A 12518-nucleotide genomic window follows, 5' to 3' on the forward strand; every position below is an offset into this window, starting at 1 on the left:
GGTGCCGGGTATGAAGGTCGCCGTCCTCGGCGCCGGTGCATGGGGCACCGCACTTGCCGGCCATCTGGCCGCACGCAACGATGCGGTCCTGTGGGCGCGCGACAGCGCGCTCATCGCCGAACTCTCCTCCAGTCACGAAAACACGCACTATCTGCGCGGCGTCGCGCTGCCGGATGCGCTTCGCTACGAGGCCGATCTGGCCGCGGCGCTCGCGCATGCGGCAGGCGACGACGCGTTGTGCGTCGTCGCGACACCCGTCGCGGGATTGCGCGCCTTGTGCCGTGCGATGCGTGACGCGCAGCAGGTGCCTGCGCATATCGTCTGGGTCTGCAAAGGCTTCGAGGCCGACACGCAATTGCTGCCGCATCAGGTGATCGCGGCCGAGCTGGCCGGGCATCCGAGCAACGGCGTGCTTTCCGGGCCGAGCTTCGCGCGCGAAGTGGGATTGGGCTTGCCGGTTGCGCTGACCGTCGCGAGCGCGTCGCAAGCGTGCCGCGAGCGGACGCTCGCCGCATTCCACCACGGGGCGATGCGGATCTACACGGGCGATGATGTCGTCGGCGTCGAAGTCGGCGGCGCGGTGAAGAACGTGCTCGCGATCGCCACCGGCATTGCCGACGGCCTCGGGCTCGGGCTGAACGCACGCGCTGCGCTCATCACGCGCGGTCTCGCAGAAATGTCGCGCCTCGGCGTGACGCTCGGGGGCCGTGCCGAAACGTTCACCGGGCTGACCGGTCTCGGCGACTTGATCCTGACTGCAACGGGCGATTTGTCTCGCAACCGGACCGTGGGCTTGCAGCTCGCCGACGGACGCACGCTCGACGATATCCTCGCCGCCCTCGGCCATGTCGCGGAAGGGGTGCGCTGCGCGCAAGCCGTGCTCGCGATCGCCCGCGCGCACGCGATCGAAATGCCGATTACGCAGGCTGTCTGTGCGGTGCTCTTCGATGGTGTCGCGCCGCGTGATGCCGTCAGCGCGTTGCTGCGGCGGGACGCCCGGGCGGAGTGAGTGCTCTGCATGGGATCGGAGTAACCAACGCGCTAAAGCGCGAACTCTGATCGACAGCTAAAGCGCTAGCTCCCGCCTGCATCACGCGCCGCCTTCGAACCCCGCCTGGCGCCAAGCCTCGAACACGACGATGGCCACCGTATTCGACAGATTCAGACTTCGGTTGCCAGGCCGCATCGGCAGCCGCACGCGCTGCTCGTTCGGAAAGCGGTCGAGCACTTCAGCCGGCAAGCCGCGCGTCTCCGCACCGAACACGAACCAGTCGCCCAGCCGGAACGCGTGGTCGTGAAAGCGTCCCGAGCCGCGCGTCGTGAACGCGAACATGCGCGCGGGATCGGGTGTCTCGGCGGCGACGAACGCATCCCAATCGCGATGCACCTGCATCTGCGCGTATTCGTGATAGTCGAGGCCGGCGCGGCGCATTTTGGCGTCGTCGAGCGGGAAGCCCAGCGGCTCGATCAGATGCAGCCGCGCGCCCGTGTTCGCGCACAGCCGGATGACGTTGCCGGTGTTCGGCGGAATTTCGGGTTCGACGAGAACGACGTTGAACATGATTCGATCGATACAAAACTAGTTTTTCGGGGTGCGCAGCACGACGAAGTTCGTCACGCGCCGCGCGCCGGCCGCCTTCAGCGTGCGGGCGAGCGCTTCGAGCGTCGCGCCGGAGGTCATCACGTCGTCGACGATCGCCGCGTGCATGCCGCGCACCGGCTTCGCCACAGTGAACGCCGTATCGACATTGTGCCGGCGCGCCTCAAGGTCGAGCCGCGATTGCGGCGCCGTATCGATGTCGCGTCTGATCAATGCCGCGTCGCCCGGAATATGCAACGCACGTGCAAGCGGCCTCGCGATTTCCCAAGCCTGGTTGAAGCCGCGCTCGATCAGGCGCTTCCTTGCGAGCGGCACCGGCGCGAGGACGTCGGGCCGGTCGACGGTGTCGAACAGGTCGTCGGCTAGCCGCGCGAGGCGATCTGCGAACTCGCGTCCGAGCGCCAGACGCGCGCGAAACTTGAGGCCGAGCGCGAGGCCGTCGAGCGGTGCGCGATAGTCGGCAAGCGCGAGCGTCGCATCGAACGGCGGCGGTGCGCTCGCGCAGTCGCTGCACACATAACGCGCTTGCCCGTTCGGGCGCCTGCGGCTCGAAGACGGCAGCGGCAGGGCGCAACACACGCACCGCAAGCGCGCCTCGTTCCAATAGACGCCGTCACATTCGACGCAAATCGTTCGCTGCGACATATTGCCGCATAAGACGCACAGATTGGGCAGCGCGACGTGCGCCAGCCGCGCAACGTGTGTCGAAGCGTGATCGAACCAAGTCCGCAAGCGCTTTTCGAGACAACCGACGCGCGACGACGCGCATGCTGAAAGCGGCTGCGATTTCACTGCGCGCGTCACGCCAAGGCTACCTACGCTGAAGGGATCGGAGCGAGCGAGTATACTTCGGGCTCTTCGCCAGTTCGAACGTCATGTCCCCAACTCCCGCAAAGGCTAGCCGTCCGGCCTACGATTCCCGGCGTTTGCGGCAGATTTTCGACCGCCGCGCCGCCAAGTTCGGCGACGTCGCCTTTCTGCCGCGCGAAATCGCGCAGCGCATGCGCGAGCGTCTTGACTACATCAAAGTGAGCCCCGCGAGCGTGCTCGACGCGGGCTGCGGCGCAGGCGACGACATGCCGGCGCTGCGCGAGCGCTTTCCCGAGGCGCCGGTGTTCGGCACCGATCTCTCCCATGCCATGCTCACGCGCGCGAAGGGCCAAGACGCCGCCGACACCAGTTGGCGCCGTTTTCTGCCCGCCACGCTGGGCAAGGCGCTCGGCGCGCGCGGCCCCCGCGTCGCCCAAGCCGATTTCTCCGCGCTGCCGTTTGCAGCCGGCGCGTTCGATTTCATCTGGTCCAATCTCGCGCTGCATTGGCACTCGCGTCCCGATCTCGTGTTTCCCGAGTGGCAGCGCGTGTTGAAGGTGAACGGCCTGCTGATGTTCAGCACGCTCGGCCCCGACACGCTGCGCGAGCTGCGCGGCGCCTACGCGGAAGTCGAGGCGACGCACGGCGTGGCGACGCGTGCACATGTGATCGACTTCGTCGATATGCATGATCTCGGCGACATGCTCGTCGAAAGCGGATTCGAGATACCGGTGATGGACCAGGAAACACTGACGATCACCTACCGCTCGCCCGAATCGCTGCTCGCCGATGTGCGCCGCTGGGGCGCGTATCCGTTCGAGCGCGACGCAAACGGCGATACGCGCGGCCCGGCATCGGCGCGCCGCCTTCACGCTGCGCTGCTCGCCGCGCTGGAAGCCAGGCGCCGCGCCGACGGCACGATTCCTCTCACGTTCGAAGTGATCTACGGGCACGCTTGGAAAGCCGTGCCGCGCACGACCGCCGAAGGTCACGGAATCGTGCGTCTCGAGGACATTGGAAGGGGGCGGCCAAAGAATCTTTGACGCGGTAAAGATGGCAACTGTTATGTCTGAAATTACCGCTTCAAAGCGTAGCAAAAATATCTGTCAAAAGCGCGCTGAGGCTTGTCGTGCTTGGGTTGTCGGCCGATAGTCGTTTGCTTGTGGATGCCATTGAACGCGCCTATAATGCGTCAGTTTGTCGCCCGGCGGTCCCCACAAAACGGCGCGGCAAGCCCGATACGCGGCGCGCGGCATGGCAACTCGCGGGGAGGCAGCGATGGACGCAACTGATCTGCCGATGGATGCGGAGCCGGTCGTCAAAGACTGGCTGATGAAGCGCAACTGTTCGGTGTCGCCGCGCCAGTTCGTCTGCTTTTATGCTTCGCTCGCGCTGTTTTCCTTGGCGATCGCGTTATTGCTGGTGTTTTGCGGCGCCTGGCTGGTGCTGCCGTTTACCGGCATCGAATTGCTGGTCGTGGGTGCGGCATTTGTCGTTCATGCGCGGCATGCTGTCGATTACGAGCGTATCCGGCTCTTTCCGAACCGGCTCGTCATCGAGCAAATGAGCGCCGAGCAGTTGACGCAGTTCGAATTCAACCCGCGCTGGGTGCGGGTCGAACCAGGCGAGACGCTGCGCGACCCGATCAAGCTCGTGTCGCGCGGGCAGACGGTCATGATCGGGCAGCATCTCGCGCAGTACCGGCGCAAGCAGTTCGCAAGCGAGCTGCGGATGTCGCTGATGCGATGCGGTTAGATGAGATGCGGCGCGTTCCGTTCCGGCAAGATGCGGGGCAACGGTCGGAACGCGGGCGCCAGCGAGCGGGAGGCGAGGGTTTGAATGGAAATTTTGGGTAAGGAAGCTATGAAAACAATCAAGCGAGCCCTCATGGGCGTGCTGGCGTGCAGCGGGTTGCTCAGCGCCCACGCCGCCTTGGCGGTCGGCGACAGTCCCGGCGGTCCGGCCGTCAACGAGATCAATCTCCAGCCGCCCGTGACGAAGATCGCTGAGGAGCTTTATCACCTCCACACGTTCATGCTGATCCTCTGTACGGTGATCTTCGTGGGCGTGTTCGCCGTGATGTTCTATTCGATGTTTGCGCACCGCAAGTCGAAGGGCCACAAGGCCGCGAATTTCCACGAAAGCACCACCGTCGAAATCATCTGGACCATCGTGCCGTTCATCATCGTCGTCCTGATGGCGCTGCCGGCCACCAAGACCGTGGTCGCGATGAAAGATACCTCCAACGCCGATGTCACCATCAAGGTGACCGGCTATCAATGGAAGTGGGCCTACGACTACGTGAAGGGTCCGGGCGAAGGCATCAACTTCTTCTCGACGCTCACGACGCCGCGCAGCGAAGTCGACGGCTCGACGCCGAAGACCGATACCTATCTGCAGGAAGTCGACAACCCGCTCGTGGTGCCGGTCAATCAGAAGATCCGCATCATCACCACCGCCAACGACGTCGTGCACTCCTGGTACGTGCCCGCGTTCGGCGTGAAGCAGGATGCGATTCCCGGCTTCGTGCGCGACACCTGGTTCAAGGCCGAGAAGGTCGGCACCTTCCGCGGCTTCTGCACGGAGCTGTGCGGCAAGGAGCACGCGTTCATGCCGGTCGTCGTCGAAGTGCTGTCGCAAGACGACTACGCCAAGTGGGTCGACGACCAGAAGAAGAAAATGGCCGCCGGCGCCGACGATCCGAACAAGACCTACACCCTCGCGGAATTGATGGCTCGCGGCCAGCAGGTCTACACGTCGAACTGCGCGGTCTGCCACCAGCCGACCGGCAAGGGCGCGGGCGCGTTCCCGGCGCTCGACGGCAGCAAGATCGCCAACGGCCCGATCGCCAATCACGTGAGCATCGTGCTGCACGGCAAGAATGCGATGCCGTCGTGGGCGCCGACGCTGAACGACGTCGAAATCGCGTCGGTCATCACGTTCGAGCGCAACTCGTGGGGCAACCAAACGGGCGATATTCTCCAGCCGCGTCAGGTCGCCGACGCCCGCAACGGCAAGATGCCGGAAGGCGGCGATCACCTGACCGGCGCAACCGCGGCGAGCGGCGCAGAGGCGGCTTCCGTCCCGGCGCCGGCGTCCGGGGCCTGATGTGCCGCTAAGTGTCGCTGTGTTCGTCACAGTCAAGAATGCTGCTGTATTCGCTTTAGGAGATTCTCATGTCGTCTAGCATCGGACACGATGTAGCCGCGGGCCACCAACATGTGCATGGCGATCATGCGCATGAGACGCCGCACGGCTGGCGCCGCTGGCTTTTCGCCACCAACCACAAGGACATCGGTACGCTGTACCTGATCTTCTCGTTCGTCATGTTCCTGTCCGGGGGCGTGATGGCGCTGATGATCCGTGCCGAGCTGTTCGAGCCGGGCCTGCAGATCATGCGTCCCGAGTTCTTCAACCAGTTGACCACCATGCACGGCCTCATCATGGTGTTCGGCGCGATCATGCCGGCTTTCGTCGGCTTCGCGAACTGGATGATTCCGCTGCAGATCGGCGCGTCCGATATGGCGTTCGCGCGGATGAACAACTTCAGCTTCTGGTTGCTGCCGGTTGCGGCCGTGTTGCTCGTCGGTTCGTTCTTCGCACCGGGCGGCGCGACCGCCGCGGGCTGGACGCTGTACGCGCCGCTGTCCACTCAAATGGGCCCGGGCATGGACTTCGCGATCTTCGCGGTCCACTTGATGGGCGCCTCGTCGATCATGGGCGGCATCAACATCGTCGTGACGATCCTGAACCTGCGCGCTCCCGGCCTCACGCTGATGAAGATGCCGATGTTCGTGTGGACCTGGCTCATCACCGCGTACCTGCTGATCGCCGTGATGCCGGTTCTGGCAGGCGCGATCACGATGGTGCTGTTCGACCGCCACTTCGGCACGTCGTTCTTCAACGCGGCAGGCGGCGGCGACCCGGTCATGTACCAGCACATCTTCTGGTTCTTCGGGCACCCCGAGGTGTACATCATGATCTTGCCGGCGTTCGGGATCGTGTCGCAGGTGATCCCGGCGTTCGCGCGCAAGCCGCTGTTCGGCTATAGCTCGATGGTGTACGCGACGGCGTCGATCGCGATCCTGTCGTTCATGGTCTGGGCGCACCACATGTTCGCGACCGGCATGCCGGTGACGGGCCAGCTGTTCTTCATGTACGCGACGATGCTGATCGCGGTGCCGACGGGCGTGAAGGTGTTCAACTGGGTCGCCACGATGTGGCGCGGTTCGCTCTCCTTCGAAACGCCGATGCTGTTCGCGGTCGGCTTCCTGATCGTGTTCACGTTCGGCGGCCTCTCGGGCCTGATGCTGGCCATGGCGCCGCTCGACATCCAATACCACGGCACCTACTTCGTGGTGGCGCACTTCCACTACGTGCTGGTGGCGGGGTCGCTGTTCGCGCTGTTCTCGGGCTGGTACTACTGGTCGCCGAAGTGGACTGGCTGGATGTACAACGAGACGCGCGGCAAGATCCACTTCTGGGGTTCGATGATCTTCTTCAACCTCGCGTTCCTGCCGATGCACTTCGTGGGTCTCGCAGGCATGCCGCGTCGTTATGCCGACTACCCGGCACAGTTCACCGACTGGAACCAGGTCATCACGATCGGCGCGTTCGGCTTCGGTCTGAGCCAGGTCTACTTCCTGTTCGCGGTCGTGCTGCCGGCCTACCGTGGCGGCGGCGAGCACGAGAAGGCGGCCGACAAGCCGTGGGATGGCGCGACGGGCCTCGAGTGGACGGTGCCGAGCCCGGCTCCGTTCCACACGTTCGAACACCCGCCGACGGTTGAATAAAAGCTAGGCGAGTCGGGGAGCTCCGGTTCAGGCAGAAGCCGGACCGGGGCTCCGCGAAGCGGCAACCACCACGCCGCGACGCTTGTCGGCACAGCATCTCTAGAAAATTCGGAATGACCCGGAATCCACAAGAAAGGCGTACTCCCGAGCAAATTCGGGCGAGCAGCGTGAGGCTCGGTTTGATCCTGCTGGCCATCGCAGCCGCTTTTTTTGTGGGTATCTTTATCAAGCAGTGTTATTTCGCCTGATCCTTTTGATCGGATCGGGGCTGAAGGCTCTGAAGGCTAGTTAAGGAAGTTCGATGTCGACGCAACCACCGGCCAAGGCCGATCGTTCTTTTAACCGTTCGATGCGGTTGAAGCTCGTGGTCGTCGCATTTCTGATGTTTGGCTTCGGTTTCGCGTTGATCCCGATGTATCGCGCGATCTGTGAGGTGACCGGCATCAATAACCTGGTGCAGCGCGATGCGACGGCGCGCGACGCGAAGAATACGCAGGTGGACATGTCGCGCACGATCTCGATCGAGTTCGATGCGAACGCGCGCGGTCCGCTGGGTTTCAAGCCTGAGCAGTCGTATATCGACGTGCACCCGGGTGAAGTGACGACGGTGATGTACCAGGTGACGAACGAGCAGGGGCGCACGATCCACGCGCAGGCGATTCCGAGCTACGCGCCGATGCAGGCGACCGAGTACTTCAAGAAGATCGAATGTTTTTGCTTCACGCAGCAGACGCTCGCTGCGAACGAGACGAAGCGGATGCCGGTGGTGTTCGTCGTCGATCCGAAATTGCCGAAGGATGTGAAGACGATCACGCTGTCGTACACCTTCTTCGAGTTGAACACGCCTGCGCCGACGGCGCGCGGGACAGCGGGAGATGGAGCGAAAGCGCCAGCCAATCCCGCTTGAGCAGCTTAGGGGAGGCGGTATGGCCGAGGGCGGCAGCAAGGGCTCGTTCATCAAGACGATGAAAGCGGTGATGTGGTCGTTCTTCGGAGTACGCAAGCGGCGCGATCTGGAAGCGGACGCGACGCAGCTGAATCCGGTGCACGTCGTCATCGCGGCGCTCTTGGGCGCGGCGATCTTCATCGGTGTGCTGATTTTGGTCGTGCATGCGGTGGTAGGCAGTAAGTAGCGCATTGAGAAGGGCGGCGCGGCGTGAAGCGCGGCCCTGGCATTAGAGAGAGCGGTGCGGTATCCCTCAAGGGGGTTTCCTGCGGGGCGTCGAAGCATCGCCGAAGATACAGCCGGGAAAACCGGAACAACTGGACTGAAGTGGAGAATCAAGAATGAGCGGTCAAAACGAGAGCCCGTACTACTTCGTGCCGCATCCGTCGCGGCACCCGATTAGCGCGGCCGTGGGCCTTCTGGTCATGCTCGGATCGGTCGCGTTTTGGATCAACGAGGCATCGTGGGCGCCCTTCACGGCGCTCCTCGGCTTGTTGTGGCTTCTCTACACGCTCTGGCACTGGTTCGGCGACGCCATCGGCGAGTCCGAAGGCGGCATGTACGGCAAGCGCGTCGACGTGTCGTACCGCTGGAGCATGAGCTGGTTCATCTTCTCCGAAGTCATGTTCTTCGGCGCGTTCTTCGGTGCGCTGTTCTACGCGCGCGAAATCGCGATGCACCAGCTGGGCAGCCTCGACTACAAGCTGATTTGGCCGGATTTCTCCGCCGTGTGGCCGAACATCGGGCCCGCTGAGCTCGTCGGCCACTTCAAGTCGATGACGCCGTGGCCGGTGCCGACCTTGAACACGGCGTTTCTGCTGTCGTCGGGCGCGACGCTCACCGTGTCTCACCACGCGCTGCGCGACAATCACCGCAACAAGGCGATCGCCTGGCTTGCCGCCACGGTCGTGTTGGGTGTCTGCTTCCTCTTCATGCAGGGCTTCGAGTACTACCACGCGTACAACGAACTGAACCTGACGCTGGCGTCCGGTGTGTACGGTTCGACGTTCTTCCTGCTGACAGGCTTCCACGGCTTCCACGTGTTCCTCGGCGGCACGATGCTGACGGTGGTGCTGGTGCGCATGATTCGCGGCCACTTCACGGCGGAGCATCACTTTGCTTTCGAAGGCGCGGCTTGGTATTGGCACTTCGTCGACGTCGTGTGGCTTGGCCTCTACGTCGTCGTCTACTGGCTGTAATGGAGTCGAGCCTGCTGCCTTCGTGGTGGCGGGCCTCGGCGCATCCCGCTTGAGCGGCGGGGGCGCAATGGAAATGATGATGCAAGACCCGCACGCCGCCCTCGACTACGTCCGGGCGGCGTTTTTACTTGCGGTGTGCGGTGGCTGTGGCGAATTGACGCATCGCGAAGGCGATGCCGTCTGATTTGATGCGGGGCGGGCTGAAAGCGCGCCGCTCAGCGGCCGAGCGGCACCTGGGAATACTGAATCCAGCCCATCCAGTGCGCGAGCCACAGCAGAAGAAACAGTGAGATCGACAAGCCGACGCGGGTCGCGAGCGACCACACCATCCGCTTGGTTTTGCCTTGATCGTGCATCATGAAATACAGCGCCGAACCGAGGCTGGTGATGATCAGGACGAAGGCGATGGCGACGAGAAAGTGAAACATGGAACGTACTGAAACTTGGGAACAAGAAGGGATGAGCGACATTATCGCATCGCGCGTTCCCGGCCGTGCGATCGCGGGATCCGCGGTATGAAGATTCGTCTCGTGCCCGCGCTGCTGATCCTGATCGTGATGGCGGTGACGATCCGGCTGGGCTTCTGGCAGCGCGATCGCGCCCACCAGAAGGAGGCGTTGGAAGCCAGCATCGCGCGGTTCGAGAATGCGCCGGCGCAGACTGTCACCGCCGCGCCGGTCGCGCTGAAGGCGATCGAGTTCCATCGCGTGCGCGCCACCGGACGGTTCGTGCCCGATTTGGCCGTGTATCTCGACAATCGCCCGTATAACGATCAGCCGGGTTTTTATGTCGTCATGCCCTTTAAACTGGCCGATGGCGGGTACGTGCTCGTCAACCGGGGCTGGCTGTCGCGCAATTTCAGCGATCGCACGACGATTGCGCGCTATGTGACGCCGCCCGGCGATGTCGAGATCGAAGGCATTGCGCGTGCCGATGCCTCGCGCGCCTTCGAATTGGGGCAGGGCGGCTCCGCACCGCATCAGAAGATTCGGCAGAACCTCGATGTCAAAGAGTACGCTGCCGAAACCGGCTTGCCGTTGCAGCCGTTCGTGATTCAGCAGACGAGCGACGACGGCGACAAGCTCGTGCGCGACTGGCCGGCGCCTGCGCTTGGTGTCGAGACGAACTACGGGTACATGCTCCAGTGGTGGGGCATGGCCGCGGCGGCGCTCGGGTTCGGGCTCTACGCTGCGCGGCGTGCAGCGAAGAAGGAACAAGCGGGGGGCGCCGAGGCTCCGTCGCAGGAAGGCCAGTCCGGCCGCACTCAGCCAAACTAGACGCATCCACGGCGGCGCGGCGCCTTGCTTCCGCGCGCTATTTGAAGAGGTCCAACGTTTTGTCGACGCAATCTCCCCGTTCGCCGCGCGCTCGGTCGAGCAACCGCCCCGCCGCCCAGAATGCCCCGGCGGCAAAGCCTGCCGGGCAAGGCTCGTGGCAGCGTGGCCGCTGGACGCTGCTGCTGCTCGCGCTGATTTGCGCGGCGCCGATCGTCGTTTCGTATCTGACGTACTACGTGATCAAGCCGGCTGGCGGCAAGACGAACTACGGCACGCTGGTCGAGCCGCAGCGGCCGATTCCCGACTCGCTCATCGTCACCGACGAAAACGGCAAGCCGATCAAGTTCGATTCGCTGCGCGGCCGCTGGCTGATGATCTCCGTTGACGGCAGCGCTTGCGACAAAGGCTGCGCGACGAAGCTGTACTTCATGCGTCAGGTGCGCGCGACGCAAGGCGCCGAGCGCGAGCGCGTCGTGACGGTGTGGCTGCGCACCGACTCCGGCGCCGTGCCGGATGTCATCGCGCACGCGTATCCGGACACGAAGATGCTGGCCGCCGATCCGGCCGCCGTCGCCGCTTGGCTGCCCGCCGAGACCGGCACGCAGGACACCGATCACATCTATTTGGTCGACCCGAACGGCAACCTGATGATGCGGTTCCCGAAGAATCCGGACCCGAGCAAGATCAAGGGTGATCTAACTAAGTTGCTGAAATGGTCGAGCATCGGCTGACCGGTGGTATGGTTCGCGTGCGCGATTTCCCGCGAAAAGAGATTTCGAGATGTTCGTATTGCAAATCGGCCTGATCGGCTTGTGCATCGCGTTGTTGCCGCTCTCCTACGTGTGGGTCAAAGCGGACGACAACAAATTCCGCAAGCTCGTGTGGCTCACCACTTTTCTCACGCTCGACCTGGTGATGTTCGGCGGCTTCACGCGCTTGACGGATTCCGGGCTCGGCTGCCCGGACTGGCCGGGCTGCTACGGCACGTCGTCGCCGTTCATCGCGCACGCGCAGATCGCCGCCGCGCACGCCGCGCTGCCGACCGGCCCCGTCAGCATGTCGAAGGCGTGGATCGAGATGATTCACCGCTATTTCGCGACGGCCATCGGCGTGTTGATCATCGCGCAGACGCTGATCGCCTGGGTTGCGCGCATCAAGCGCCGTCCGCTGCATGTGTCGCCGTGGTGGCCGACCGCGCTGCTGCTCTTGATTTGCGTGCAGGGCGCGTTCGGCGCGTGGACCGTGACGATGAAGCTGCAGCCGATCATCGTGACGACGCACCTGTTGCTCGGCCTCGCGCTGCTCGGCGCGCTCGGCTGGCTGGCTGCGCGCCAGACACCGGTTCCCGCGTACGAGCCTGAAGCCGCGCGATACCGGACCGCAGCGATCGCGGGCTTGATCCTCTTGATCGCGCAAATCGCGCTCGGCGGCTGGGTCAGCACGAACTACGCGGTGCTCGCCTGCACGGACTTCCCGACCTGCAACGGCCAATGGATTCCGCCGATGGATTTCACGCACGGCTTCCACCTGTGGCGTGCGCTCGGCATGACGAGCGACGGCGACGTCATCACGCAGGATGCGCTCGTCGCGATCCATTGGACGCACCGCACGTTTGCGATCGTCGTGGTCGCCTATCTGGCTTGGCTCGCGCTGAAATTGCGCCGCTTCGAGTCGCTGCGGCGGCCGGCGAACGCGGTGCTGCTGGTCGTCGCGATCCAATTCGTGACGGGCTTGTCGAACATCGTGCTGCAATGGCCGCTGCCGATCGCCGTCGCTCACAACGGAGGCGCCGCGATCCTGCTGCTGCTTGCCGTTATGCTAAACTTTCGAATCGCTTATAGCCGTCCCGGCCGCGCCACTGTTCCCGCGCGCGATGCCGCGCCAGCGTGACCC

The 12518-nt window shown here is 63.9% G+C and carries 14 protein-coding genes and 1 pseudogene; 12 read left to right on the plus strand and 3 right to left on the minus strand.

Annotation, left to right across the window (positions count from 1 at the left end; genetic code table 11):
• The first annotated feature begins 10 nt into the window (after positions 1-10).
• Positions 11-1009 carry an NAD(P)H-dependent glycerol-3-phosphate dehydrogenase gene (locus FAZ95_RS02175; RefSeq protein WP_137330941.1) on the plus strand — a complete coding sequence of 333 codons (999 nt, stop codon included), beginning with the start codon at positions 11-13 and terminating at the stop codon, positions 1007-1009.
• 81 nt (positions 1010-1090) lie between these two features.
• Here FAZ95_RS02175 and trmL read toward each other — a convergent pair whose 3' ends face one another.
• The gene (gene trmL / locus FAZ95_RS02180; protein ID WP_137330942.1) at positions 1091-1561 is read right to left on the minus strand and encodes a tRNA (uridine(34)/cytosine(34)/5-carboxymethylaminomethyluridine(34)-2'-O)-methyltransferase TrmL; all 471 of its coding nucleotides are present in this window, start codon (positions 1559-1561) and stop codon (positions 1091-1093) included.
• Between the two features lie 18 nt (positions 1562-1579).
• Positions 1580-2245 (minus strand): ComF family protein, encoded by a 666-nt coding sequence (locus FAZ95_RS02185; RefSeq protein ID WP_137330943.1) that lies wholly within the window; start codon positions 2243-2245, stop codon positions 1580-1582.
• A gap of 230 nt (positions 2246-2475) precedes the next feature.
• Here FAZ95_RS02185 and FAZ95_RS02190 point away from each other — a divergent pair, with 230 nt between their 5' ends.
• From FAZ95_RS02190 to FAZ95_RS02220, 8 genes and pseudogenes are all read left to right on the plus strand, one after another.
• A complete protein-coding gene (locus FAZ95_RS02190) occupies positions 2476-3453 on the plus strand; it encodes a methyltransferase domain-containing protein (protein WP_137330944.1) in 978 nt (325 codons plus the stop codon).
• A 235-nt stretch (positions 3454-3688) separates the two neighbouring features.
• A complete protein-coding gene (locus tag FAZ95_RS02195) occupies positions 3689-4165 on the plus strand; it encodes a DUF2244 domain-containing protein (protein ID WP_137330945.1) in 477 nt (158 codons plus the stop codon).
• 84 nt (positions 4166-4249) lie between these two features.
• Positions 4250-5515, plus strand: a pseudogene (gene coxB / locus FAZ95_RS02200) (cytochrome c oxidase subunit II); the annotation flags it as partial.
• Between the two features lie 71 nt (positions 5516-5586).
• The gene (ctaD, locus tag FAZ95_RS02205; RefSeq protein WP_137330946.1) at positions 5587-7203 is read left to right on the plus strand and encodes a cytochrome c oxidase subunit I; all 1617 of its coding nucleotides are present in this window, start codon (positions 5587-5589) and stop codon (positions 7201-7203) included.
• A 113-nt stretch (positions 7204-7316) separates the two neighbouring features.
• Complete coding sequence (locus tag FAZ95_RS39715; RefSeq protein ID WP_217497421.1) at positions 7317-7451, plus strand: cytochrome oxidase small assembly protein; 135 nt, start codon at positions 7317-7319, stop codon at positions 7449-7451.
• Positions 7452-7504: 53 nt separating this feature from the next.
• Positions 7505-8110: a cytochrome c oxidase assembly protein gene (locus FAZ95_RS02210; RefSeq protein WP_137330947.1), complete on the plus strand. Its 606-nt coding sequence runs from the start codon at positions 7505-7507 to the stop codon at positions 8108-8110.
• Between the two features lie 19 nt (positions 8111-8129).
• Positions 8130-8336 (plus strand): DUF2970 domain-containing protein, encoded by a 207-nt coding sequence (locus FAZ95_RS02215; protein ID WP_137330948.1) that lies wholly within the window; start codon positions 8130-8132, stop codon positions 8334-8336.
• A 154-nt stretch (positions 8337-8490) separates the two neighbouring features.
• A complete protein-coding gene (locus FAZ95_RS02220) occupies positions 8491-9348 on the plus strand; it encodes a cytochrome c oxidase subunit 3 (protein WP_137330949.1) in 858 nt (285 codons plus the stop codon).
• A 215-nt stretch (positions 9349-9563) separates the two neighbouring features.
• On the opposite strand, the gene FAZ95_RS02225 is transcribed toward FAZ95_RS02220, so the two are convergent.
• Positions 9564-9776: a twin transmembrane helix small protein gene (locus tag FAZ95_RS02225; protein WP_137330950.1), complete on the minus strand. Its 213-nt coding sequence runs from the start codon at positions 9774-9776 to the stop codon at positions 9564-9566.
• An 87-nt stretch (positions 9777-9863) separates the two neighbouring features.
• Here FAZ95_RS02225 and FAZ95_RS02230 point away from each other — a divergent pair, with 87 nt between their 5' ends.
• From FAZ95_RS02230 to FAZ95_RS02240, 3 genes are read left to right on the plus strand one after another with little or no spacing between them, the layout of a single operon-like run.
• On the plus strand, positions 9864-10625 hold the full coding sequence (locus FAZ95_RS02230) for an SURF1 family protein (protein WP_137330951.1): 762 nt from the start codon (positions 9864-9866) through the stop codon (positions 10623-10625).
• Between the two features lie 59 nt (positions 10626-10684).
• A complete protein-coding gene (locus tag FAZ95_RS02235; protein WP_137330952.1) occupies positions 10685-11356 on the plus strand; it encodes an SCO family protein in 672 nt (223 codons plus the stop codon).
• 49 nt (positions 11357-11405) lie between these two features.
• Positions 11406-12515: a COX15/CtaA family protein gene (locus FAZ95_RS02240; protein ID WP_137330953.1), complete on the plus strand. Its 1110-nt coding sequence runs from the start codon at positions 11406-11408 to the stop codon at positions 12513-12515.
• Positions 12516-12518 lie beyond the last annotated feature (3 nt).

It is taken from the genome of Trinickia violacea, assembly GCF_005280735.1.
Classification (GTDB): Bacteria; Pseudomonadota; Gammaproteobacteria; order Burkholderiales; family Burkholderiaceae; genus Trinickia_A; species Trinickia_A violacea.

Excerpts from the sequence above, each read along its gene's own strand:
- FAZ95_RS02175 (WP_137330941.1), top strand. The coding sequence starts at position 11 with ATGAAGGTCGCCGTCCTCGGCGCCGGTGCATGGGGCACCGCACTTGCC.
- trmL (WP_137330942.1), bottom strand. The coding sequence starts at position 1,561 with ATGTTCAACGTCGTTCTCGTCGAACCCGAAATTCCGCCGAACACCGGC.
- FAZ95_RS02185 (WP_137330943.1), bottom strand. The coding sequence starts at position 2,245 with ATGTCGCAGCGAACGATTTGCGTCGAATGTGACGGCGTCTATTGGAAC.
- FAZ95_RS02190 (WP_137330944.1), top strand. The coding sequence starts at position 2,476 with ATGTCCCCAACTCCCGCAAAGGCTAGCCGTCCGGCCTACGATTCCCGG.
- FAZ95_RS02195 (WP_137330945.1), top strand. The coding sequence starts at position 3,689 with ATGGACGCAACTGATCTGCCGATGGATGCGGAGCCGGTCGTCAAAGAC.
- ctaD (WP_137330946.1), top strand. The coding sequence starts at position 5,587 with ATGTCGTCTAGCATCGGACACGATGTAGCCGCGGGCCACCAACATGTG.
- FAZ95_RS39715 (WP_217497421.1), top strand. The coding sequence starts at position 7,317 with ATGACCCGGAATCCACAAGAAAGGCGTACTCCCGAGCAAATTCGGGCG.
- FAZ95_RS02210 (WP_137330947.1), top strand. The coding sequence starts at position 7,505 with ATGTCGACGCAACCACCGGCCAAGGCCGATCGTTCTTTTAACCGTTCG.
- FAZ95_RS02215 (WP_137330948.1), top strand. The coding sequence starts at position 8,130 with ATGGCCGAGGGCGGCAGCAAGGGCTCGTTCATCAAGACGATGAAAGCG.
- FAZ95_RS02220 (WP_137330949.1), top strand. The coding sequence starts at position 8,491 with ATGAGCGGTCAAAACGAGAGCCCGTACTACTTCGTGCCGCATCCGTCG.
- FAZ95_RS02225 (WP_137330950.1), bottom strand. The coding sequence starts at position 9,776 with ATGTTTCACTTTCTCGTCGCCATCGCCTTCGTCCTGATCATCACCAGC.
- FAZ95_RS02230 (WP_137330951.1), top strand. The coding sequence starts at position 9,864 with ATGAAGATTCGTCTCGTGCCCGCGCTGCTGATCCTGATCGTGATGGCG.
- FAZ95_RS02240 (WP_137330953.1), top strand. The coding sequence starts at position 11,406 with ATGTTCGTATTGCAAATCGGCCTGATCGGCTTGTGCATCGCGTTGTTG.